Genomic DNA, 20,991 nt, shown 5'->3' with positions numbered 1-20,991 from the left:
AGCCCAGGGTTACAGGCGATCGCGTTCGTGATCCTGGGCCCCTGCGTTCGCAGGGGAACGGCGAGAGCGGGGTACGCACTCCCGCTTGACTAACCCGCCCCCCAATTCTAACCCCTTCTCCCAACACGGCCTCCTGGCGTCCTGCCCGGTCGTGGGTTCCAGTAGACTCGTCTCGCCCAGTTCCGCTTCCCAAGCGCACCGCCGACCGAGCGTTCTCCCGTTGATTGCTATCCGGAAATCCCCATGCATCTCAAAGACCTGAAGAAAAAGAAACCCGCCGAGCTGGTCCAGCTGGCCGAGGAACTGGGGGTCGAGAGCGCCTCGACGCTGCGCAAGCAGGACCTGCTGTTCGCGATCCTGAAGGTTCAGGCGGACAATGGCGACCAGATCATGGGGCTCGGCACGATCGAGGTGCTGCCCGACGGCTTCGGCTTCCTGCGCTCGCCGGAATCGAACTATCTCGCCGGTCCGGACGACATCTACATCTCGCCGAACCAGGTCCGGAAGTTCGGCCTGCGCACCGGTGACACGGTCGAGGGCGAGATTCGCGGGCCGAAGGATGGCGAACGCTATTTCTCGCTGGTGAAGCTCACGGCCGTCAATTTCGACGACCCCGACGTCGTCCGCCACCGCGTCAATTTCGACAACCTCACGCCGCTCTATCCCGAGAGCAAGCTGACGCTCGATCCCGCCGATCCGACCGTCAAGGACAAGAGCGCGCGGGTCATCGACATCGTCTCGCCGCAGGGCAAGGGCCAGCGCACGCTGATCGTCGCGCCGCCGCGCGTCGGCAAGACGGTCATGTTGCAGAACATGGCCAAGGCGATCACCGACAACCACCCCGAGGTGTTCCTGATTGTCCTGCTGATCGACGAGCGCCCCGAGGAAGTCACCGACATGCAGCGCAGCGTGAAGGGCGAGGTGGTCAGCTCGACCTTCGACGAACCCGCACAGCGCCACGTGCAAGTCGCAGAAATGGTGATCGAAAAGGCCAAGCGCCTGGTCGAGCACAAGAAGGACGTGGTGATCCTGCTCGACTCGATCACGCGTCTGGGTCGTGCCTACAACACCGTCGTGCCGTCGTCGGGCAAGGTCCTGACCGGCGGTGTCGACGCGAACGCGCTGCAGCGTCCCAAGCGCTTCTTCGGTGCTGCGCGCAACATCGAGGAGGGCGGTTCGCTCTCGATCATCGCCACCGCGCTGATCGATACGGGCAGCCGCATGGACGAGGTGATCTTCGAGGAGTTCAAGGGCACCGGCAACTCGGAAATCGTGCTGGATCGCAAGGTCGCGGACAAGCGCATCTTCCCGGCGCTGGACGTCGGCAAGTCGGGCACGCGCAAGGAAGAGCTGCTGGTCGACAAGGCCAAGCTCAGCAAGATGTGGGTCCTGCGCCGCATCCTGATGCAGATGGGCACGATCGACGCGATGGAGTTCCTGCTCGACAAGATGAAGGATTCGAAGACCAACGAGAATTTCTTCGACAGCATGAATCAATAACCGAGTGCGAGTCCTGCGCCAAGCTGGCGCAGGACTCGCACCGGTTCGGCCGGCGGGAGCGCAAGCCTCCCGACCGACGACATGGGCTTTGCCCATGTCCGCCAAGAACACCCAAGGCGGCACGCGAGAGCATGGCTTTCGCGTGCCGCTTTGCTATTAATCACTATGAAAACCGCCACTCCGCCCGCGGCGTGGCCACGTCACCGGGAGCTGACATCTTGAGTATCATCGCCATGCTGGCCGCCGCCGCATCGAGCACCGCGGGCCCCGGCTCGCCGCTGGAAATCTGGCAGCACATCGTCGCAGACTTCTCCAACCTGGGCGACCCGAAGGCGCTCGCCGCATTCGGATCGGTCCTCATGATCGACCTCGTCCTCGCCGGCGACAACGCGATCGTCGTCGGCGCACTCGCCGCCGGGCTGCCGACCGACCAGCGCAAGAAGGTCATCCTGATCGGCATCGGCGCCGCGCTCGTGCTGCGCATCTTCTTCGCGTTGATCGTGACATGGCTGATGGGCATCGTCGGGCTGATCTTCGCGGGCGGCCTGTTGCTGCTCTGGGTAAGCTGGAAGTTCTGGCGCGAAATCCGCGAGGGCGCGGAGAACGCGGGCTCCGAGGAAATCCAGGGCGACGAGCGCTCAGGTATTCGGTCGTCGAAGGGCTTTGCGAGCGCTGCCTGGGCCGTCGCCGTCGCCGACGTCTCGATGAGCCTCGACAACGTCCTGGCGGTCGCTGGCGCGGCACGCGAGCATCCCGGCATCCTGGTTATCGGCCTGCTGCTGTCGGTCGCGATGATGGGTCTGGCGGCGAACTACATCGCGCGCGTCATCAACAAGTATCGCTGGATCGCGTATATCGGCCTCGCCGTGATCCTCGTGGTCGCGCTGAAGATGATCTACGAAGGCTGGGTCGGCACCGGCGAGACGCTCGGGATCATCTCGCTGCTGCGCTGATCGCGGTGCGAGTGGGATAAGAAAAGGCCTCGCCGGGATCGTCCGACGAGGCCTTTTTCATGTCTGTCGTCAGCACCGCCTCGCCCCGGAACAAGGGGACGGGGAGGGTGTGGTCAGCCCAGATTCTCCGCGAAGAACTTGGCCGTCCGCTCGTCCGCCAGCTTGGCCGACGCATCCGACCGCCGCTCGCCGAACTCGGTCGCGAAGCCGTGGTCCTCGCCAGCGTAATCGTAGATCGTCACCTTGGGGTGATCGTCGAGCCCCGCGTGCATCGCCGCCTGCGCAGCCTTGTCGACGAAGTGATCCTCCTCGGGCACGTGCAGCAGCACCGGGTGCGCGATCGCGTGCTTTTCGCCGAGCAGGCCGTCGATCCCGACGCCGTAATAGCCGACGCTCGCATCGACGTCGGTCCGTGCCGCGGTCATGAACGCCAAGCGCCCGCCGAGGCAGTAGCCGACCACACCGACCTTGGCGTCGTCACCCAGTTCGCTGCGCGCCGCGCGGATGCTCGCTTCGATATCGGCGATGCCCTTGTCCTGGTCGAACTGGCCCATCAGTTCGAGCGCACGGTCGAACTCGGGCTTGATGTCCGGATCGAGTTCGATGCCGGGCTCGAGGCGCCAGAACAGGTCGGGGGCGATCGCGAGATAGCCGGCCTCGGCGAGCGTGTCGCACTTGCGGCGGATCCCTGCGTTCACGCCGAAGATCTCCTGGATCACGATGATCGCGGCCTTTGGCGTGCCTGCCGGAGTCGCGCGATACGCGGTGAATTCGCCATCGCCCGCGAGCGTGGCGATCTTGGTAGTGTTCGTCATAACAGTCCTCCTGGCGGCCGCTCGTGGTCGAGCAGCCGGGATTTGGTGATCGGGCCTTCCCCCGCGGAGTACGCACCAAGCGCGCCGCCGGCTCCAAGGATTCGGTGGCAGGGGACGATGATCGGAAAAGGATTGCGCGCACAGGCTTGGCCGATCGCGCGCGGGCTCGATCCGATTGCCTTGGCGAGCGCGGCGTAGCTGGCCGTGGTACCGTAGGCGATGTCGACGATCGCCTGGCGAAGGTCGGCACCGCGCGGGGTGGGGGAGAGCGCGAGGGGCAGGTCGAACTCGGTCAGCCGTCCGGCGAAATACGCGTCGAGCTGGCGGAGTGCTTCCAGGATCGCGGGGGCATCGCTGGTCGAACCATCCTCCACGCCGATCTCGATCGCGTCGATCCGGTCCCCGGTGCCGCTCACGCGGACCAGACCGATAGGCGTTGCGATCGAGGCGGCATCGCGCGCATACATTCCCCGCTATGCAGCGCCGCGATGGACCGCTCAAGCGTCATCGAGGGTGCGTCACATGAAGATGAATATCGAGATCGAATGCACCCCCGAGGAAGCGCGCCGCGCGGTCGGGCTGCCCGACCTGACGCCGATCCACGACCGCTATATCGCGATGATGATGGAGGCCATTCCGGACGGCCAGATGAAGCCGGAAATGCTCGAGTCGATGATGCGCGGCTGGCAGCCGATGGGCGAGGCGGGGATGGCGATGTGGAAGCGGCTGTTCGACAGCGCGACGAAAAGCGGCTAAGTTTCCCGTGAAGACGATTTTCGCGGTATCGAGCGGACGACCGCCAGCGGCGATCGCCGTCGTTCGCGTAAGCGGGCCTCAGGCGTTTGCCGCGGCCGAGGTGCTCGCGGGACCGTTGCCGGTGCCGCGCCATGCCAGCCTCCGGGGACTGCGGGACAGGGATGGGGCGTTGCTCGATCGCGCGCTGGTCATCGTGTTTCCGGGACCCGCGACGGCGACCGGCGAAGACCTGGCCGAGTTTCACTGCCACGGTGGTCGCGCGGTGATCGCGGCGGTCGAACGGGCGTTGTCGGGGATGCCAGGCTTGCGGCACGCCGAGCCGGGGGAGTTCACGCGCCGTGCTTTGACCAACGGGCGGATCGACCTGACCGAGGCGGAGGGGCTCGCGGATCTTCTCGAAGCCGAGACCGAGAGCCAGCGTGTCGCTGCGATGACGGCGGCGGAGGGGCGGGTGAGCCAGGCGGTCCGCGGCTGGATGGACTCGGTCGCGATGCTGTCTGCGCGGATCGAGGCTGTGCTCGACTTTGCCGACGAGGATGACGTCGCGAGCGATACCGCTGCGTTCGACGCGATCGTTTCCGAGATCGACGTGCTCGCTGCGCAGATCGAGGCGGTGGTCGACGCCCCGCCGGTCGAGCGGCTGAAGGACGGGTTGCGCGTGGTCATCGGTGGTCCTCCCAACAGCGGCAAGTCGACGCTGCTCAACCTGCTCGGCGAGCGCGATGCGGCGATCGTTTCGCCGATCTCGGGAACGACGCGCGACCGGATCGACGTGCCGGTGACGCGGAGCGGTATCGCCTATGTGCTGACCGACACCGCGGGTTTGATCGACACGCTCGACCCGATCGAGGCGATCGGCGTCACCCGTGCGGAAGATGCGCTCGCCGTAGCGGACATCGTGATGTGGCTAGCCGATACCGCGCCGCCCCGCGCCGATGCGATCTGGATTCATGCGCGCGCCGATCTGCCGGGGCGCGGAGAGTTGCCCGCTGACCGGACATTGGCGGTCTCGCAGAACGACCAGGGATCGCTCGATTCACTGTGGGATGAACTGCATCGACGAGCGGTTGCGATGCTGCCGCGTGGCGATGACATCGCATTGAAGCAGCATCAGCGTCGGCAGTGTGGTTTGGCAGTCGAGGCTCTTCGGTATCGAAGCTCTGATGCGCTTATCGTCGCGGAACACCTTCGACAGGCTCGCGCGCTTCTTGCTGGTGTGCTTGGGCTCGACGCCACCGGGGAAATGCTCGACGCGCTGTTTGGACGTTTCTGCATCGGGAAGTGATGTTCCACGTGGAACATCTTTGACGCGTCGGTCGTGGCGTTCTACGGCCGTGACATGTTCGATGTAGTGGTGGTTGGCGGTGGCCATGCCGGAACCGAAGCCGCAGCCGCGGCGGCGCGTAGGGGCGCGCGTACCGCGCTCGTGTCGTTCGACGCTGCGCATATTGGCGCGATGTCGTGCAATCCGGCGATTGGTGGGCTTGGTAAGGGGCACATGGTTCGCGAGGTTGACGCGTTTGATGGGCTGATCGGCCGCGCGGCCGATGCTGCCGCGATCCACTATCGGATGCTCAATCGCAGCAAGGGTTCGGCGGTGCAGGGGCCTCGGGTCCAGGCCGATCGGCGTCTCTATTCCGGTGCGATCCAGGCGATGCTTGCGGCCACTGAGGGGCTTTCGATCGTCGAGGGCGAGGCGACGGCGTTGCACTTTAACGGCGATCGCTTGGCGGGTGTCGTGCTGGCGGATGGCTCGATCGTCACAGCACGAGCGGTTGTATTGGCGACCGGGACGTTCCTTGGGGGACGTATATTCCGGGGGGATGACCGCGAGGAAGGGGGCCGGATCGGCGAACGGGCCGCCAAGCCACTCGCCGACCAGTTGCGCGCGCGGGATCTGCCGATGGCGCGATTGAAGACCGGAACACCACCGCGGCTCGATGGGCGGACGATCGACTGGGGCGCGCTTGCCGAGCAGCCGTCGGACCTTGATCCCTGGACGATGTCGCCAATGACTCGCGCGCGTCCGCTGCCGCAGATTGCATGTGCCATAACGCGTACGACCGATCGGACGCATGCGATCATCCGCGACGCTTTCCACCGGTCGCCGCTGTTCACCGGTGCGATCGAGGCAGCGGGGCCGCGTTACTGTCCGTCGATCGAGGACAAGGTGCATCGGTTCGGCGACCGGGACGGGCATCAGGTTTTCCTCGAACCTGAGGGCCTCGACGATGCGACGGTTTATCCCAATGGGCTGTCGACGTCGCTGCCGGTCGAGGTTCAGGCGGCGATGCTGGCTAGCATTCCGGGGCTTGAGCGCGTGACGATGACGATGCCGGGCTATGCGGTCGAGTATGATTATATCGATCCGCGTGCGCTCGATACGCGGTTGGCCCTGGGTGCGATCGAGGGGGTGTTCTGCGCGGGGCAGATCAACGGCACGACGGGGTATGAGGAAGCGGCTGGGCAGGGGCTCGTCGCTGGGCTCAACGCCGCGGCGTATGCGTGCGATCTGGCGCCGGTGATCCTAGATCGCGCTTCGAGTTACCTCGGGGTGATGATCGACGATTTGACGCTGCAAGGGGTGACCGAGCCGTATCGGATGCTGACGGCACGCGCGGAGTTTCGGTTGTCGTTGCGCGCAGACAATGCCGAGACTCGGTTGGGCGGTATTGCGGAGGCGGCGGGGTGTCTTGGACCCGAGCGGTTGGCACATCAGCATGCGCTGGTCGAGGATCGTGCTCGTTTCCGTTCGGCACTCGACTGCGAGCGGAATGCGACCCATGTAGCCGATCAGGGTGTGGCGATTGGTCGAGATGGCGCGCGGCGGACGGCGTTCGACTGGCTTCGGTTTGAGGGCGTGACGCTCTCGCATGTCGCACCGAATGCGGCGGTCGGGATCCCGACTGCGGTCGTTGACGAAGTGTTAGAGGACGCGCGCTACGCTCCGTATATCGAGCGGCAGGCGCAGGAGGTCGCGCGGTTGCGGGCCGACGAGGCGATCCGGTTGCCCGAGGACCTTGCCTATGACCGCGTGCCTGGCCTTTCGAACGAGATGATCGATCGCCTGAGCGCGGCGCGGCCGACCTCGCTTGCGGCGGCGGCGCGGGTGCGGGGGATCACCCCGGCGGCTTTGTCCGCGGTATTATTGCATACGAAACGAGTGCCAGCATGACCGAAGACGAAGCGCAGAGCTGGACGACCGAGCGGTTCGGGGCGGAGGCGACCGAGCGCCTGAGCGCGTTCGTGGCAATGGTCGTCGAGGAAGCGCCGCATCAGAATCTGATTGCGCCGTCGACGATCCCGACGATCTGGGATCGACACGTGGTCGACTCGCTCCAGCTCGTCGCGCTCGCAGGGGCAGATACCTCCGCGAAGCATTGGCTTGATATCGGCACCGGCGGGGGGTTTCCTGGTATGGTCGTCGCGCTGGTTCGCGAGGGGCCGGTCGATCTGGTCGAGCCCCGGCGCCGGCGTGCGGACTTCCTCCAGCTGTGTGTCGCTCGGCTTGGGCTTGGCGAGCAGGTCCGCGTTCATGCCTCCAAAGTCGAGAATGCCACGGCCGACGCGTCGATCATTTCCGCTCGTGCGGTCGCGTCGCTGCAAAACCTTTTGCGTGGCGCGGCGCACTGCGCCACAACGGAAACGCGGTGGTTGCTTCCTCGGGGGCGTTTCGACGAGGAGGAGCTGGCCGCGCTCAAGCAGCATTGGCGGTTTATGTTCCACGTGGAACAAAGCGTCACGAACCCGGAGTCGTCGATCGTGGTTCTGGATCGGGTAAGCGCGCGATGATCACCATCGCGGTCGCCAATCAGAAGGGCGGGGTGGGCAAGACCACCAGCGCCATCAACCTCGCGACCGCGCTGGCCGCCACGGGGATGCGCGTGCTGCTGATCGATCTCGATCCGCAGGGCAACGCATCGACCGGCCTCGGCATCGGCCATTCGCAGCGCGAGCGGTCGAGCTATGACGTGCTGGTCGGCGAGACGTCGATCGAGGAAGCAGTGGTGCATACGCGCGTGCCGCGGCTCGATATCGTTCCGGCGACGGTCGACCTGTCGGGCGCGGAGATCGAGCTGGTCGACTTCGATGCGCGCACGCACCGGCTCGATCGCGCGGTGAAGGCGGCGCAGGGGCCGTGGGACATCGCGCTGATCGATTGCCCGCCGTCGCTCGGGCTGCTGACGATCAACGCGATGGTCGCGGCGGACTCGCTGCTCGTGCCGCTGCAATGCGAGTTTTTCGCGCTTGAGGGGTTGTCGCAGTTGTTGAGTACGGTCGAGCGGATCCGCCAGCGGTTCAATCCGGGCCTGTCGATTCTGGGGGTGGCGCTGACGATGTTCGATCGGCGCAACCGGCTGACGGACCAGGTCTCGGCAGACGTTCGCGCGGTTCTTGGCAAAGTGGTGTTCGAGACGGTGATCCCGCGCAACGTGCGGCTGTCGGAGGCGCCGAGCCACGGGTTGCCGGCGTTGATCTACGATCATCGGTGTTCGGGTTCGCAGGCGTATATCGCGTTGGCGCGTGAGTTGATCGGGCGGCTTGCGGCAACTGCGCAGGTTGCGGCATGAGCGACGGTAACAAACGCGGTCGGCCGGGATTGGGCAGGGGCCTCAACGCCCTGCTTGGCGAGATGGCGCGCGAGACGCCGGTGTCGACCGATGGTGCGGCGCAGCAATCGTCGGGCGTGCGTATGCTGCCGGTCAGTTCGCTGTCGCCGCATCCGGATCAGCCGCGGCGGCATTTCGACGAGGCTATGCTCGACGAGCTGGCGGCGTCGATCGCGTCGCGCGGGCTGATCCAGCCGATCGTCGTGCGGCCGCATGGGCATGATTTCCAGATCGTCGCGGGTGAGCGGCGTTGGCGGGCTGCACAGCGTGCGCGGCTGCACGAGGTGCCGGTCGTCGTCCGCGACTTCGATGATGCCGAGACGCTCGAGATCGCGCTGATCGAGAACATCCAGCGCGAGGATCTCAACGCGATCGAAGAGGCTCAAGCCTATCAGCGGCTGGCGGGCGAATATGGCCACACGCAGGAGGTGCTTGCCAAGATCGTCCACAAGTCGCGCAGCCATGTCGCGAACCTGCTGCGGTTGCTGGAGCTGCCGGCACAGGTGCAGTCGCAGGTGGTCGATGGATCGCTGTCGATGGGGCATGCTCGGGCGTTGCTCGGATCGCCGGATGTGGAGTCACTCGCGGATCAGGTCGTGTCGCGTGGGCTGTCGGTGCGTGAGACCGAGAAGCTGGCGCGCGATGCGAAGCCTGGGCGGAGCCGGAGTGGTGGTGGGTCGTCCGAGCCTCGGGTGCCTGATGCGGATATTGCTGCGTTGGAGCGGCAGTTGGCGGATCTGCTCGGGTTGCAGGTTAGGGTTGCGCATACCGAGACTGGGGGGACGTTGACGTTGAATTACTCGACGCTCGACCAGCTGGATATGGTTTGTCAGCGGTTGACGGGTGGGGCGATCTAAGTCGCCGGCCTGATCCAATCGCACGCCGCCCGTTGGTGCTGAGCAAAGTCGAAACACCTGCGTACTGGACCATCCTTCGACTTCGCTCAGGACGAACGGGGGATAGGAGGGGGTGGAGGGTGAAGGGAGGACCAATACTCTCCGTCATCCCGGCGGAAGCCGGGACCCACGGTTGCGGTCCGCTTCGTTAGTGATCGCACCCTATCCATGGGTCCCGGCGTGCGCCGGGATGACGGAAGGTGGGGGGCGGGAAGAGGGAAGCGCAAGCGGAGGCAGACGCAAATGCGGGTGCGCGTTAGTTTCGGCGCGCGATCGCTTGCGATAGCGCCACCACGGCCGCCTCGGCCACAACCCCGCCAGCATTCCCGGACGCCATGATCGCGCGCTCGGCGGTTCGGACGCGCTGGATCGCGGTGGCGAGCATCGTCGGGGTCCAGCGGCGTAGCGACCTAGCCGTGCTGGCCTCTTCCTTGAAGAACACGCGGTGGCGTTTCATCACCGCGTCGACCGCTTCGCCGCGGTCGATCTCGCCGCGCATGTCGGCAAGCGCGATCAGGCGGCGGACGAGCTGGCGGAGCCACGGGATCGGCGAGGTGCCGGCTTCTTCGAGTACCGCCAGTTCGGCGCCGAGATCGTCGACCCGGCCTTCGATGACGGCATCGATCGCACGGCTCATCTCCGCATCGCCGAGGTCTGCGCCGACCGCATCGAGTGCGTGGTGATCGAGGTCCGCAGGCCGATCGGGCGCGGCGTCGAGGTAGAGTGCCAGCTTCTCGATCTCTCGCGAAATGACGGCGCGGTCGCCTCCCGTCGTATCGACCAGGCGGCGGGCGACGCCGGGGGCGGGGCGTAGGCCGTTCTCGCTCGCGATCGTCGTCGCGAGGCGTTCGGCGTCCTGCGCGGTCGGGGCGTAGCAGGCGAACGCCATCGCACGCGGGGAATCGATCGCGAGCTTGACGATCTTGGCGGTGGATTTGACGGTCGGGGCGATCGCGACGACGGGGTTGCCGACGCGTTCGGCCGCGAGGAGGTTGGTGAAAGCTTCGAGGCTTTCCTCGCCGGCTGACGCGACGCGGACGAACCTTGCACCCGCAAATAGTGACAGCGACGCGGCTTCGTCGGTCAGCCGGCCGGGGTCGCCCTTGAGCATCGAGCCGTCGAGATCGACGCGCTCGGCATCCGCGCCCATTGCCTTGGCGAGCACGCGCGCCAGGTCGCTAGCGCCGGCCTCGTCGGGGCCGTGGAGCAGGTACAGGCGGATGTCGCCGCCCGGTTTGGCCAGCGCACCGCGGATCTGGCCGGCGCTGGCCTTCACTTGGCGGGCGGAGTGGCCTGCGCCGCGGCGACCGCAGGCGTGTTGCGCGCATACAGGGCGACACGCGCGACGATCTGGTCGGCGACGATCTGCGACAGGCGTTCGAGCGCGGTGTTCTCGGCGGCGATCGTCGCATATTCGGAGCGGACGACGTCGATGCCGGCGTCGGAGCCGGCGGTCGCGTCGAGCAGCACCGAGTTGTCGCCGATCCGCACGAGCTGATAGCGCGCGCGCAGCGTCCGACGTTCACGCGAGACGCTGTCGTCGGTGCGGACGCCGAGGCCGCTGATCGAGTCGTCGAGGCGGATGTCGATCCGGTAGAGCGCGGGTGCACCGTTCGAGGGCAGGCGGTCGCGCAGCGCGGTGGCCATCAGCCACCCGTTCTTGCCCGCGATCGGTGCGATCTCGACCTGGCCGAGCGCGCCCGCGACCGGACCGCTGCTGCCGCCTGCGTAGAGCGGGTGCAGGCCACAGCCCGATAGCGCGGGGGCGAGCGCCAACGCGCTCAGGATAGCCAGGCGCTTCATGCGACGATGTTCACGAGACGGTCGGGCACGACGATCACTTTCCGGGGCGGCTTGCCCTCGAGCAGGCGGACGATCTTCTCGGAGGCGAGCGCGGCGGCTTCGACCTCGTCCTTGGCTGCGCCCTTGGGGAAGACGAGCGTGTCGCGGAGCTTGCCGTTGACCTGCACCGCGATCGTGACTTCGTCGTCGACCAGCATCGCCGGATCGACGGTCGGCCACGCCGCGTCGGCGATCAGACCGTCATTGCCCGCGGTCGCCCAGGCTTCCTCGGCGACGTGCGGGACCATCGGGCTGACGAGCAGCAGCAGCGTGCGGATTGCCTGTTCGCGGTCTGCGGTGGGCGCTGCCTTTTCGATCGCGCTGCACAGGGAATAGAGCCGTGCGACCGCCTTGTTGAACTGCAAGCCATTGATATCGCTCTCGATACCGACGGTCGTGCGGTGGCAGAGTTTGCGCAGGGCGATGTCGTCGCCCTCGGCCTTGGCTGCGTCGTCGGACTCGATCAGGCGCCAGAGACGCTGGACGAACCGCCACGCGCCTTCGATGCCGGACTCGCTCCAGGGGAGATCGCGTTCGGGGGGCGAGTCGGAGAGCACGAACCAGCGCACCGCGTCGGCGCCGTACTGGTCGACGATCGGCTCGGGATCGACGGTGTTCTTCTTCGACTTCGACATTTTCGTCACGCGACCGACCGTCACGGGGCCTCCGGTCGCGATCTCGATATACCCCGCATCGGTCTTGCGGACCTCGTCGGGAGACAGCCACTTCGTCTTCACCGGCGCGTCGCTCGAATCGTCGTCGTCGTTGTCGGTGTCGGCCTCCGGCTGCGCGTCACCGGCGTCGCCTCGGCTATAGGTCTCGTGCGTGACCATGCCTTGCGTGAACAGCCCGGCAAATGGCTCGGCGATGTCGAGCATGCCGATATGCTTCAGCGCGCGCGTCCAGAAGCGGGCGTATAGCAAATGCAGGATCGCGTGCTCGACACCGCCGATATACTGGTTGACCGGCAGCCACTTCTCCGCGCCCGTCCGGTCGAACGGTTTCGCGTTCGGCTGGCTGGCGAAGCGGATGAAATACCACGACGAATCGACGAACGTGTCGAGCGTATCGGTCTCGCGGCGCGCGTTCGCACCGCAGGACGGGCAGGCGATGTGCTTCCAGGTCGGATGGCGATCGAGCGGGTTGCCGGGGATGTCGAAGCTGACGTCCTCGGGCAGGACGATCGGCAGCTGATCCTTCGGCACCGGTACCGCGCCGCACGCGTCGCAGTGGATGATCGGGATCGGCGTGCCCCAGTAACGCTGGCGGCTGACGCCCCAGTCGCGCAGGCGGAACACGGTCGTGCCCTTGCCCCAGCCTTCGCCCTCGGCGCGCTCGATCACGACGCGCTTGGCGTCTTCGATGTCCATGCCGTCGAGGAAGTGCGAGTTCACGATGGTGCCGGCGCCGGTCCATGCGGTGTCGCCGACGAACACGGGGGCTTCGTCATCGCCTTCGCTGACGACGCGCTTGACGGGCAGGTCGTATTTGCGCGCGAAATCGAGATCGCGCTGGTCGTGCGCCGGGACGCCGAACACCGCGCCGGTGCCGTATTCCATCAGCACGAAGTTCGCGATGTAGACCGGGAGTTCCCACGTCTTGTCGAGCGGATGGACCGCGCGGATGCCGGTGTCGAAGCCGAGCTTTTCCTGCGTGTCGAGTTCGGCCGCGGTGGTGCCGCCACGCTTGCAGAGTTCGATGAAGGCCGCGGCGTCGGGGTTCGTCTCGGCGATCGCGCGCGCGATCGGGTGATCTGCGGCGACGGCGACGAAGCTGGAGCCGAACATCGTGTCGGGACGCGTCGTGAAGACCTCGACGCTCTCTATTCCCCTTCCGCTTGCGGGAGGGGTTAGGGGAGGGGAGGCATCCTCGGACGCTGCCGCCGCGTTCGTGTCAGGCCCTCCCCCGACCCCTCCCGCAAGCGGGAGGGGAGCAGTGAGGTCGAACTTGAACTGCAGGCCTTGGCTGCGGCCGATCCAGTTTTCCTGCATCAGCTTGACCTTGTCGGGCCAATGCTCGAGCGCCCCGAGACCGTCGACCAGCTCGTCGGCGAAGTCGGTGATCTTCAGGAACCACTGCGACAGCTTGCGCCGCTCGACCAGTGCACCGGAGCGCCAGCCACGACCGTCGATCACCTGCTCGTTGGCGAGCACGGTCATGTCGACCGGATCCCAGTTTACCGCCGATTCCTTGCGGTAGACGAGACCTGCCGCGAACAGGTCGAGGAACAGCGCCTGCTCGTGGCCATAATATTCAGGCTCGCACGTCGCCAGCTCGCGCGTCCAGTCGAGCGCGAAACCGAGGCGCTTCAGCTGCGCCTTCATCGTCGCGATGTTGGCGCGCGTCCAGTTGCCCGGATGCACGCCCTTTTCCATCGCCGCGTTTTCCGCGGGCATGCCGAACGCGTCCCAGCCCATCGGATGGAGCACTTCCATGCCCTTCATCCGACGGAACCGCGCGAGCACGTCGCCCATCGTGTAGTTCCGGACATGCCCCATGTGGATGCGCCCCGACGGATAGGGGAACATCTCGAGCACGTACGAGCGCGGCTTGGTCGACAGGTCGTCCGCGGCGAACGTCTTGCGCTCGTCCCAGACCTTCTGCCACGCCGCGTCCGCCTTCAACGCATTGAAACGCGACGCCATTATATCAGTCCTCAGCCCGCGATCGAGGCGCGGCGCAGGTCGCGGGCCTTGGTCAGGATGATGTCCTCGAGCTTCTGCGTGGTCGCGGCCTGCACCGGCGACGAGACCCACTGGCCGTTGCGATTGACTTCGCGGAGGGCAGCGACGCGCAGCGCATCGGCGCGCAGATCCTGGTCGAGGATCGAGACGGTGACCTTCATGCGCTCGGTCGGGGTCTGCGGGTTGATGTACCAGTCGGTGACGATCACGCCGCCGTTGGAATCGGTCTGCAGCAGCGGCATGAAGCCGAGCGTGTCGAGGCTCGCGCGCCACAGATAGCTGTTCACGCCGATCGTCGTGATCTTCGACGCGGCGAGATCCGCCTTGGGACGCGCCGATCCGCCGCCGCAAGCGACGAGAGGCAGGGCAAACAGCACGACTGCGATACGCGAGCGGCGGAACATGGGCATCATCCTGGCAAGAAAATCAGCCCTTGCTCTACAGGCGAGCCCGCGTGCCCGCAAGCAGACGCCGGCGTGCGCGACGAGCGTATGCGCGGGGGGCTGCCCCGACTGGGAGAACAACCGATTCGGTAGCGCTATCGCGGCGATCTGTGTGCTGATTGCAACACTGTCCGACAATTCGGCGACGAAGGGTGGGAATGGGCGGTTCTGCGGCCTTTGCTGTGGATCAATTCATGTTAGATGCGGTTTAACAGGATCCGATTACGGGATTCGAAGGACAGATTCGTTGTGATGACGCGTGGGGGAATAGTTGGGGTGGTTGCCGGGGCGCTTGTCGCCACCGCCGCGATCGTCGCGCCTGCCTTCGGCGCCAGCGAACAGCCCGCCCGGATCGCCAAGCACAACGTCGCCGCGGTTCGCGGTATCGGATCGTTTACGCCGGCCGCCGCCGACCCCCGCCTTGCCGCGATGTTCGCGCGCGGTGGCTTCGACGCGGGTAGTTTCAAGTTCACGCCCGCCGAGACGCGCCAGGATAATCGCGCTGTGACCGTTGCGGTTCGTGCGCAGACTAACCGCGGTGTCGCGAACACGGCCAGCCTCGCTTCGACCACGCCGACCGTCGGTATCGCGCCGATCGCCTACAACCTCGGCATGTCGGTGGGCTGGAAGCGGTTTGCGATCTCGGGTGACGTGAACAAGCTCGATCTCGGCGTGATGCCGGGTGGGCGTGAGGCGGCTGACCTTGCGGTGAGCTATAGCGCCAAGCGCTTCAGCGGCACGGTGAAGGCTGTGGCGGATCGTCCGCTGTCGAGCGCGCCGCGCCTCGTCGAGGACGCGCCGAGCTATTCGGTCGATCTTGGGGGGTCTTACGCTCTGACGCGTAGCCTCGCGGTGACGGCCGGCGTGCGGTATCGGTCGGACCGCGAGCGCTTCGTGAAGGTCGATGACGACCGTCGTGACAGCCAGGCCGTGTATCTGGGCACCGCCTTCCGCTTCTAAGCGTCCGACGGAGCGAGGCTCGTCGGAAATCGAGACCGATCGTGGCGAGCTGGATCGGGGGGCGCAGTTCTCCCTTCCCGTCATCCTGACGAAAGTCAGGATCCAGTGCCATGAGACGCAGCAATCGGTTATTTTGGATTCTGACTTTCGTCAGGATGACGGCGTACTATAGGCATCCAGGCATCGATCGCGGCCCAGCCGTGGAAGCCGAAACGCTGGATGCGCCGCCAGCGCGACTCGGTCATTCCGCCTAGCGCGATCATTGGTATCCCGAGTCCTCTTCCGATTCGCATAGCCCGCGCCGAGCCGATGCCGGCGGCACCTTGGTGCGATCGGGTGACGTGGATCGGCGACACGAACAGGGCATCAGCTCGGGCGCGCTTGCCAGCCAAGGCCTCGCTTCTCGAATGCGCTGGCCAGGTTCTGATCCCGTGAGTCCGTGCCCGACCATGCACGCCGTCGGCGTCGATCGTAGACTTTCCTGCCACTACCACGGTCAACCGTCGCGCGTGCGCGACGCGAATAACCCGCCGCAGCAATGCCCGCCGTTCCCGCTCGGGCGTTGCATAATGCCGAAACACCACGCCGGATCCCGGCGGCAACCGCCTGAGCGCAGGCCACAAGGCGTCGCCCATCCGCTCGTCGGTCATCAGCCAGCGCGCGGGAATGGGGTTACGACAGGCCACGCCGCTGCCTATAGCGCGCCGCATGATTGCTGACGACACCACCAAATTGCAGGCCATCCGCAGCCGGATCGCCAAGGCCGCAGAGATCGCGGATCGCCGCGCGGACGACGTGACGCTGATCGCGGTCTCCAAGACGCATCCGGTCGAGGCGATCGAACCGCTGCTCGTCGAAGGCCAGCGCGTGTTCGGCGAGAACCGCGTGCAGGAGGCCGCCGAGAAATGGCCGGCATTGCGTGCGGCGTATCCCGACGTCGAACTGCACCTGATCGGCCAGCTCCAGTCGAACAAGGCGGCCGAGGCGGTGGCGTTGTTCGACTGCATCCACGCGGTCGATCGCCCGTCGTTGGTCACCGCGCTGGGCAAGGCGATGGAGGCGAGCGATCGTCGGCCGGACTGCTTCCTCCAGGTCAACATCGGTGACGAACCGCAAAAGGGCGGCTGCGCGATCGCGGACCTGCCCGCGCTGGTGGAACAGGCGCGCGCCGCCGGCCTGCCGATCGCCGGGCTGATGTGCCTGCCGCCCGCCGATATCGAGCCGGCACCGTATTTCGCGCTTCTCGCAAAGCTGGCGCGCGATCACGGGCTGACCGGCCTCAGCATGGGCATGTCCGACGATTTCGAGACCGCGGTGACGATCGGCGCGACTCACGTCCGGATCGGCAGCGCGTTGTTCGGTGCGCGGGGGACGGGCGCATGAGCATACCGGTTCGGTTCGACGCACTGCTGTTCGACTTCGACGGCGTGCTGATCGACAGCGAAGCCGTGGGCAACCGGCACATCGCCGAATGGCTGACCGCCGCGGGGCACCCGACCAGCGCTGAAGATTCGATGGCGAACTTTATGGGGCTTGCCGGGCCTCAGTTCATCGACGCGGTCGAACGCTGGATCGACCGGCCTCTCCCCGAGGAGTTCTACGCCGCGCGGAAGGCCGAGGACGAGCGCGTGATGGCGGCTGGCGTCGACGCGATCGAGGGCGCGGTGGCGTTCGTCCGCTCGCTCCCTGCCGACTTGCCCAAGGCGATCGTGTCGTCGAGCCCGGTCTCGTGGATCGCGCGGCATCTGGAGCATATCGGCTTGCGCGATGCGTTCGGCGATCACCTCTATAGCGGCCGCGAACACGTGAAGAACGGCAAGCCGGCGCCGGATCTGTATCTGTTCGGGGCGCGGCAACTTGGGGTCGATATCGCGCGGACGGCTATCCTGGAGGATTCGCCTGTGGGGGCGACTGGGGCAGTGGCGTCAGGGGGCTATGTCATTGGTTTGTCGGCGGGGTCGCATTGTAATGCGGAGCACGGCGCGCGGCTGAAGGCGATCGGCGTCGATGCGTTGGCGGAGAGTTTTGAGGACGTCGTGCGGTTGATCGAGGCACGCTAGCGGCTTGCCCCGTCATGCCGCGGTGACGGAGAAGGTATCGGGGCTGCAAAACCGTTTTCCTGCGAACACAGGAATCCAGGGTAACCACGGACGGGGTTCGGTACCCTGGGCTCCTGCGTTCGCAGGAGAACCGCTAGGCCCGCTTGCGTCGCCAGATCGCGCCGATCCCTGCAACCAGATCATACGGAATCGCCGCCGCTTCCCGCGACCGCATCTTGAGCTGGTACCGCCGGCTCCCGCCATGCGGCACGTGGATCGCGCTCGCGGGCATACCGAGCATCGCGAACAGCATGCGAATGCGGGGCTGGTGGTAGCCGTCGGTGCAGATCATGCACTGCGCATACTGCCCCGCGCGCGCGAACGCGGTCGCGGCCACGACGCTCTGCAACGTGTCCACGCTGGCTTCGTCGAGATGGATTCGCGACCGGTCGACCGTTTCTGCCAGCACATCCGCCATCACCGATGCTTCCGAAGGCCCATGCGTGCCCTTCGCGCCGGAGCAGAACAGGTCCGCATCGACGTAGCGCGCCGCCGCCGCCGCTGCGAAGGCGATGCGGCGGGCAAGCGTTGGGCTGGGGCTGCCATCGGGCCGAACGGCCGCGCCGAACACCACGATCAGGCGGCGTGAGGGAGGGATCTCGGTCAGAACTGGTGGCCCGTGCGGTCGCGCTTGGTCGCGAGATACTGCGCGTTGTGCGGGTTCGACGGGAGGAAATGCGGCACGCGTTCGATCACCGTCACGCCTGCGGCTTCGAGCCCTGCGACCTTGGCGGGGTTGTTGGTCAGCAACCGAATCTCGCGCTGGCCGAGCAGCGTCAGCATCCGCGCCGCCACCCCGAAATCGCGCGCATCGACCGCAAAGCCGAGCCGGGTATTCGCGTCGACCGTGTCGAACCCCTGATCCTGCAACGCATAGGCCCGCAGTTTGTTGACCAGCCCGATCCCGCGCCCCTCCTGACGCAGATATAGCAGGATACCCCAGCCGCTATGCTGGATCGCGTGGATCGCGGCGTGCAGTTGTGGCCCGCAGTCACATTTGAGACTGCCCAGCACGTCGCCCGTCAGGCACTCGCTGTGCAGCCGGACGAGCGGCGGCTGTCCGTCGGGCTGGCCGATCAGCAGCGCGATATGCTCGTCCGCGCTCTCGGGACTGCGGAACGCGACGATCTCCGCATCCTCTGCGCCCTCGACGGGGAGGCGTGCGCGCGTTGCGAGCGTCAGGCGGGTCGCATCCTCGTGCGCGTCTATATCAACGGCGCTTATGCTGACTTCGGGCTCGCCGGTGCCGAGGAAGAAGGCGGGGAGCAGTCCGGCAATCCGCGCAAGGCGTAGCGCCGCGGCGGCCGCTTCGGGATCGCTCACCGGGAGCGTGCGGAACGGACCCTTCAACGGAGTCGCCAAGTCGAATTGCGGATCGGCCATCGCGGTGGCCCCGGCGAAGTCGATCCACGGGGCGCGATCGACAAGCACGGGCTCGGTGGGATCCGCTGCCGCAAGCTGGTTCGCAAGCTTCAACGTCGCCGCACGACCCGACGAGATCAGCACGCCGCCATTCGCGTCTGGATCGAACGCCGCCAACCGATCCGCATCCGCCGTCTCGACTGCGAGCAGCACCAGCCCGTCGATCGCGATCGGCCAACCGCGCCGGAGCGCATCGACCGCGCGGGCGGCGGCGCGCGGATCACTCAAAACGCGAACTCGGTCATGATAGGAACGTGGTCGGACGGCTTCAGCCAACTCCGGCAACGTTCATAGACGTGATGAGACACCGCGGCTTCGGCGGCGGCACCGGTTGCCCACATGTGATCGAGCCGGCGGCCACGGTCCGACGCCGCCCAGTCCTTGGCGCGGTAGCTCCACCAGGTGAACAGGCGCGCGGGGGCGGGGTGGAAGCGGCGGCCGAGATCGACCCAGTCGCCGGCTGCCTGCAACTTGCCCAGCGCCTCGACCTCGATGGGGGTGTGGCTGACGACGTCGAGCAGCTGCTTGTGGCTCCAGACGTCCGATTCGAGCGGGGCTATGTTGAAGTCGCCGACCAGGATGGTGGGGCCTGGCAGCGTTTCCGACCACGTCGTCATGCGCTCGATGAAATCCAGTTTCTGGCCGAACTTGGGGTTCACGTCGCGATCGGGCACGTCGCCGCCGGCGGGGACGTAGACGTTCTCGAGCCGTACGCCGTTTTCCAGCCGGACGCCGATGTGGCGCGCCTCGCTGTTCGCCTGCCAGTCGAAGCGGTCGTCCTCGACGATCGGCACGCGGCTGAGGATCGCGACGCCGTGGTGCATGCGCTGGCCGTGCAGGACGATGTGCTCGTAGCCGAGCGCGCGGAACGCCGCCAACGGGAAGTCGCCGTCGATGACCTTGGTCTCCTGCAGGCACAGGATGTCGGGCTGCTCGTCGCGCAGAAACTGTTCGACGATGGCGATCCGGAAACGGACCGAGTTGATGTTCCAGGAGACGATCTTCACGAGCGCGATGTAGCGTTGCGGGGGGGTGGGGACAAGGAACGCTGCTGGGGGTGCGGAAGAAGCAGAGGTAGAAGGCGCCATCGGCAAAGCCGCTGTCGTCGACCGGGCTTTGCCCGTCGGCCGTGCTTGGGCGAGTCTTGCAAAATGCTTTTGCACGCCGCCCTTCACATGAAATGACCCCCGCTCCGGGGGCATGGAGCGAGGGCCGACTCAGCGTTCGTCACGCAGGCGAGAAGTGAGGAAACCATCCGGGCAACAGGGGGAAAAATCCCGAATGCCCCACATCCGCGAGCCACTCTCTAGGGGGCCGAACCTGTCGCTTGCATGAATGACACGAATTTTATGTTATTTTCTTACACCCGTGCGGCGCGGATCGTTCCAGCGGAAGGTGTTGTCGCTGACCGCTTCGCCGAACTTCTGGTTGGTCAGGCGGATCGTAGTCCGGTTGTTCTGGCTGTCGAGTGCAACCCAGCCTTGCAGCATCAGCCCGCCCGGCGCGCTCGCGTTGCGGACGAACACCAGCGTGATGCGGCCATATTCGGGGTGCTTCGGATCGTTCGCCTCAACCGACACGATCCGCTGGTCGTAGCCGGGGACGAGTTTCGCATAACGCGTGATGTCGCGGGTCGGATCGAGCAGCACGCCCAGCGGCGAGTTCTTGATCGGCCAGCGCTGCACCTGCTTCACCGAATAATCGATGAAGGTCAGCGCGCCGCCCTCCGCGACGATCAGGATCGGCACGCCCTTCTCATACTGAAAACGCAGCTTGCCGGGCTTCTTCAGCGTCAGCACGCCGGTCAGCACCTTGCCGTTGCGATCCGCCTGCGAGAAATTCGCGGTCATCGTCTCGACCGATTGCAGGTGCTTCTGCACGGCGGCGAGATCACCGGTCGCCTGCGCGGCGATCGGGGCAGGCACGGCGGCAACGGACAAAGCGGCGATCGTCGCGATCACCGCGGGGCGGGTATTGAACATCGAAATCTCCTCAAGGCGCGACCGTTGCC

Annotated in this window: 22 protein-coding genes; 11 read left to right on the top strand and 11 right to left on the bottom strand. The window is 66.2% G+C overall.

What is annotated here, in order from left to right; all coding sequences use genetic code 11:
* Nucleotides 1-243 precede the first annotated feature (243 nt).
* Nucleotides 244-1,500: a transcription termination factor Rho gene (gene rho / locus O6X71_RS17060; protein WP_031395107.1), complete on the top strand. Its 1,257-nt coding sequence runs from the start codon at nucleotides 244-246 to the stop codon at nucleotides 1,498-1,500.
* Nucleotides 1,501-1,733: 233 nt separating this feature from the next.
* Nucleotides 1,734-2,453, top strand: a complete 720-nt coding sequence (locus O6X71_RS17055) for a TerC family protein (protein ID WP_353467026.1) — start codon at nucleotides 1,734-1,736, stop codon at nucleotides 2,451-2,453.
* Between the two features lie 113 nt (nucleotides 2,454-2,566).
* Here the strand turns inward: O6X71_RS17055 and O6X71_RS17050 are convergent, their stop codons facing one another.
* Together O6X71_RS17050 and O6X71_RS17045 are read right to left on the bottom strand one after the other, a co-directional pair.
* The gene (locus O6X71_RS17050; protein WP_353466938.1) at nucleotides 2,567-3,268 is read right to left on the bottom strand and encodes a dienelactone hydrolase family protein; all 702 of its coding nucleotides are present in this window, start codon (nucleotides 3,266-3,268) and stop codon (nucleotides 2,567-2,569) included.
* Nucleotides 3,265-3,735, bottom strand: coding sequence for a methylated-DNA--[protein]-cysteine S-methyltransferase (locus O6X71_RS17045; protein ID WP_353466937.1), 471 nt, complete (start codon nucleotides 3,733-3,735; stop codon nucleotides 3,265-3,267). Before O6X71_RS17045 ends, O6X71_RS17050 begins: the two co-directional genes overlap by 4 nt.
* A gap of 55 nt (nucleotides 3,736-3,790) precedes the next feature.
* Between O6X71_RS17045 and O6X71_RS17040 the strand changes: the two genes are divergently transcribed.
* From O6X71_RS17040 to O6X71_RS17015, 6 genes are read left to right on the top strand one after another with little or no spacing between them, the layout of a single operon-like run.
* Nucleotides 3,791-4,024: a DUF6489 family protein gene (locus tag O6X71_RS17040; protein WP_056053820.1), complete on the top strand. Its 234-nt coding sequence runs from the start codon at nucleotides 3,791-3,793 to the stop codon at nucleotides 4,022-4,024.
* A gap of 7 nt (nucleotides 4,025-4,031) precedes the next feature.
* Nucleotides 4,032-5,309 carry a tRNA uridine-5-carboxymethylaminomethyl(34) synthesis GTPase MnmE gene (mnmE, locus tag O6X71_RS17035; RefSeq protein ID WP_353466936.1) on the top strand — a complete coding sequence of 426 codons (1,278 nt, stop codon included), beginning with the start codon at nucleotides 4,032-4,034 and terminating at the stop codon, nucleotides 5,307-5,309.
* Between the two features lie 54 nt (nucleotides 5,310-5,363).
* Nucleotides 5,364-7,199: a tRNA uridine-5-carboxymethylaminomethyl(34) synthesis enzyme MnmG gene (gene mnmG / locus O6X71_RS17030; protein WP_353466935.1), complete on the top strand. Its 1,836-nt coding sequence runs from the start codon at nucleotides 5,364-5,366 to the stop codon at nucleotides 7,197-7,199.
* A complete protein-coding gene (gene rsmG, locus O6X71_RS17025) occupies nucleotides 7,196-7,816 on the top strand; it encodes a 16S rRNA (guanine(527)-N(7))-methyltransferase RsmG (RefSeq protein ID WP_353466934.1) in 621 nt (206 codons plus the stop codon). The genes mnmG and rsmG overlap by 4 nt, the downstream gene beginning before the upstream one ends.
* The gene (locus O6X71_RS17020) at nucleotides 7,813-8,595 is read left to right on the top strand and encodes a ParA family protein (RefSeq protein WP_353466933.1); all 783 of its coding nucleotides are present in this window, start codon (nucleotides 7,813-7,815) and stop codon (nucleotides 8,593-8,595) included. The genes rsmG and O6X71_RS17020 overlap by 4 nt, the downstream gene beginning before the upstream one ends.
* Nucleotides 8,592-9,491: a ParB/RepB/Spo0J family partition protein gene (locus O6X71_RS17015; protein ID WP_353466932.1), complete on the top strand. Its 900-nt coding sequence runs from the start codon at nucleotides 8,592-8,594 to the stop codon at nucleotides 9,489-9,491. Before O6X71_RS17020 ends, O6X71_RS17015 begins: the two co-directional genes overlap by 4 nt.
* Nucleotides 9,492-9,786: 295 nt before the next feature.
* On the opposite strand, the gene holA is transcribed toward O6X71_RS17015, so the two are convergent.
* Genes holA through O6X71_RS16995 form a run of 4 tightly spaced genes read right to left on the bottom strand, consistent with a single transcriptional unit; the run spans nucleotide 9,787 to nucleotide 14,460 of the window.
* Nucleotides 9,787-10,806: a DNA polymerase III subunit delta gene (gene holA, locus O6X71_RS17010; RefSeq protein WP_353466931.1), complete on the bottom strand. Its 1,020-nt coding sequence runs from the start codon at nucleotides 10,804-10,806 to the stop codon at nucleotides 9,787-9,789.
* Complete coding sequence (gene lptE / locus O6X71_RS17005) at nucleotides 10,803-11,333, bottom strand: LPS assembly lipoprotein LptE (protein ID WP_353466930.1); 531 nt, start codon at nucleotides 11,331-11,333, stop codon at nucleotides 10,803-10,805. Before lptE ends, holA begins: the two co-directional genes overlap by 4 nt.
* A complete protein-coding gene (gene leuS, locus O6X71_RS17000) occupies nucleotides 11,330-14,017 on the bottom strand; it encodes a leucine--tRNA ligase (RefSeq protein WP_353466928.1) in 2,688 nt (895 codons plus the stop codon). The genes lptE and leuS overlap by 4 nt, the downstream gene beginning before the upstream one ends.
* Nucleotides 14,018-14,028: 11 nt before the next feature.
* Nucleotides 14,029-14,460: a DUF3576 domain-containing protein gene (locus O6X71_RS16995; protein ID WP_056053843.1), complete on the bottom strand. Its 432-nt coding sequence runs from the start codon at nucleotides 14,458-14,460 to the stop codon at nucleotides 14,029-14,031.
* Between the two features lie 291 nt (nucleotides 14,461-14,751).
* Between O6X71_RS16995 and O6X71_RS16990 the strand changes: the two genes are divergently transcribed.
* On the top strand, nucleotides 14,752-15,459 hold the full coding sequence (locus O6X71_RS16990) for a hypothetical protein (RefSeq protein WP_353466927.1): 708 nt from the start codon (nucleotides 14,752-14,754) through the stop codon (nucleotides 15,457-15,459).
* Between the two features lie 128 nt (nucleotides 15,460-15,587).
* Here the strand turns inward: O6X71_RS16990 and O6X71_RS16985 are convergent, their stop codons facing one another.
* Entirely contained in the window at nucleotides 15,588-16,145 is a 558-nt protein-coding gene (locus O6X71_RS16985) for a thiamine phosphate synthase (protein ID WP_353466926.1), read from the bottom strand.
* Nucleotides 16,146-16,167: 22 nt separating this feature from the next.
* Between O6X71_RS16985 and O6X71_RS16980 the strand changes: the two genes are divergently transcribed.
* Nucleotides 16,168-16,842: a YggS family pyridoxal phosphate-dependent enzyme gene (locus tag O6X71_RS16980; protein WP_353466925.1), complete on the top strand. Its 675-nt coding sequence runs from the start codon at nucleotides 16,168-16,170 to the stop codon at nucleotides 16,840-16,842.
* Entirely contained in the window at nucleotides 16,839-17,519 is a 681-nt protein-coding gene (locus tag O6X71_RS16975) for an HAD family hydrolase (RefSeq protein ID WP_353466924.1), read from the top strand. Before O6X71_RS16980 ends, O6X71_RS16975 begins: the two co-directional genes overlap by 4 nt.
* Before the next feature lie 133 nt (nucleotides 17,520-17,652).
* Here the strand turns inward: O6X71_RS16975 and O6X71_RS16970 are convergent, their stop codons facing one another.
* From O6X71_RS16970 to O6X71_RS16955, 4 genes are all read right to left on the bottom strand, one after another.
* Nucleotides 17,653-18,132, bottom strand: a complete 480-nt coding sequence (locus tag O6X71_RS16970; protein WP_353466923.1) for a YdcF family protein — start codon at nucleotides 18,130-18,132, stop codon at nucleotides 17,653-17,655.
* A 29-nt stretch (nucleotides 18,133-18,161) separates the two neighbouring features.
* On the bottom strand, nucleotides 18,162-19,208 hold the full coding sequence (ribA, locus tag O6X71_RS16965) for a GTP cyclohydrolase II (protein WP_353466922.1): 1,047 nt from the start codon (nucleotides 19,206-19,208) through the stop codon (nucleotides 18,162-18,164).
* Nucleotides 19,205-19,987, bottom strand: a complete 783-nt coding sequence (locus tag O6X71_RS16960; RefSeq protein ID WP_353466921.1) for an exodeoxyribonuclease III — start codon at nucleotides 19,985-19,987, stop codon at nucleotides 19,205-19,207. The genes ribA and O6X71_RS16960 overlap by 4 nt, the downstream gene beginning before the upstream one ends.
* 345 nt (nucleotides 19,988-20,332) lie before the next feature.
* Nucleotides 20,333-20,962, bottom strand: a complete 630-nt coding sequence (locus O6X71_RS16955; protein WP_353466920.1) for a LolA family protein — start codon at nucleotides 20,960-20,962, stop codon at nucleotides 20,333-20,335.
* Nucleotides 20,963-20,991: the final 29 nt, after the last annotated feature.

This window comes from Sphingomonas faeni, assembly GCF_040407505.1.
GTDB classification, from domain to species: domain Bacteria; phylum Pseudomonadota; class Alphaproteobacteria; order Sphingomonadales; family Sphingomonadaceae; genus Sphingomonas; species Sphingomonas faeni_E.
The sequence above is the reverse complement of the archived record's forward strand: the minus strand, read 5'-3'. Positions and strand labels throughout refer to the sequence as shown.

Excerpts from the sequence above, each read along its gene's own strand:
- rho (WP_031395107.1), top strand. The coding sequence starts at position 244 with ATGCATCTCAAAGACCTGAAGAAAAAGAAACCCGCCGAGCTGGTCCAG.
- O6X71_RS17055 (WP_353467026.1), top strand. The coding sequence starts at position 1,734 with ATGCTGGCCGCCGCCGCATCGAGCACCGCGGGCCCCGGCTCGCCGCTG.
- O6X71_RS17050 (WP_353466938.1), bottom strand. The coding sequence starts at position 3,268 with ATGACGAACACTACCAAGATCGCCACGCTCGCGGGCGATGGCGAATTC.
- O6X71_RS17045 (WP_353466937.1), bottom strand. The coding sequence starts at position 3,735 with ATGTATGCGCGCGATGCCGCCTCGATCGCAACGCCTATCGGTCTGGTC.
- O6X71_RS17040 (WP_056053820.1), top strand. The coding sequence starts at position 3,791 with ATGAAGATGAATATCGAGATCGAATGCACCCCCGAGGAAGCGCGCCGC.
- mnmG (WP_353466935.1), top strand. The coding sequence starts at position 5,364 with ATGTTCGATGTAGTGGTGGTTGGCGGTGGCCATGCCGGAACCGAAGCC.
- rsmG (WP_353466934.1), top strand. The coding sequence starts at position 7,196 with ATGACCGAAGACGAAGCGCAGAGCTGGACGACCGAGCGGTTCGGGGCG.
- O6X71_RS17020 (WP_353466933.1), top strand. The coding sequence starts at position 7,813 with ATGATCACCATCGCGGTCGCCAATCAGAAGGGCGGGGTGGGCAAGACC.
- O6X71_RS17015 (WP_353466932.1), top strand. The coding sequence starts at position 8,592 with ATGAGCGACGGTAACAAACGCGGTCGGCCGGGATTGGGCAGGGGCCTC.
- lptE (WP_353466930.1), bottom strand. The coding sequence starts at position 11,333 with ATGAAGCGCCTGGCTATCCTGAGCGCGTTGGCGCTCGCCCCCGCGCTA.
- leuS (WP_353466928.1), bottom strand. The coding sequence starts at position 14,017 with ATGGCGTCGCGTTTCAATGCGTTGAAGGCGGACGCGGCGTGGCAGAAG.
- O6X71_RS16995 (WP_056053843.1), bottom strand. The coding sequence starts at position 14,460 with ATGTTCCGCCGCTCGCGTATCGCAGTCGTGCTGTTTGCCCTGCCTCTC.
- O6X71_RS16990 (WP_353466927.1), top strand. The coding sequence starts at position 14,752 with ATGACGCGTGGGGGAATAGTTGGGGTGGTTGCCGGGGCGCTTGTCGCC.
- O6X71_RS16980 (WP_353466925.1), top strand. The coding sequence starts at position 16,168 with ATGATTGCTGACGACACCACCAAATTGCAGGCCATCCGCAGCCGGATC.
- O6X71_RS16975 (WP_353466924.1), top strand. The coding sequence starts at position 16,839 with ATGAGCATACCGGTTCGGTTCGACGCACTGCTGTTCGACTTCGACGGC.
- O6X71_RS16955 (WP_353466920.1), bottom strand. The coding sequence starts at position 20,962 with ATGTTCAATACCCGCCCCGCGGTGATCGCGACGATCGCCGCTTTGTCC.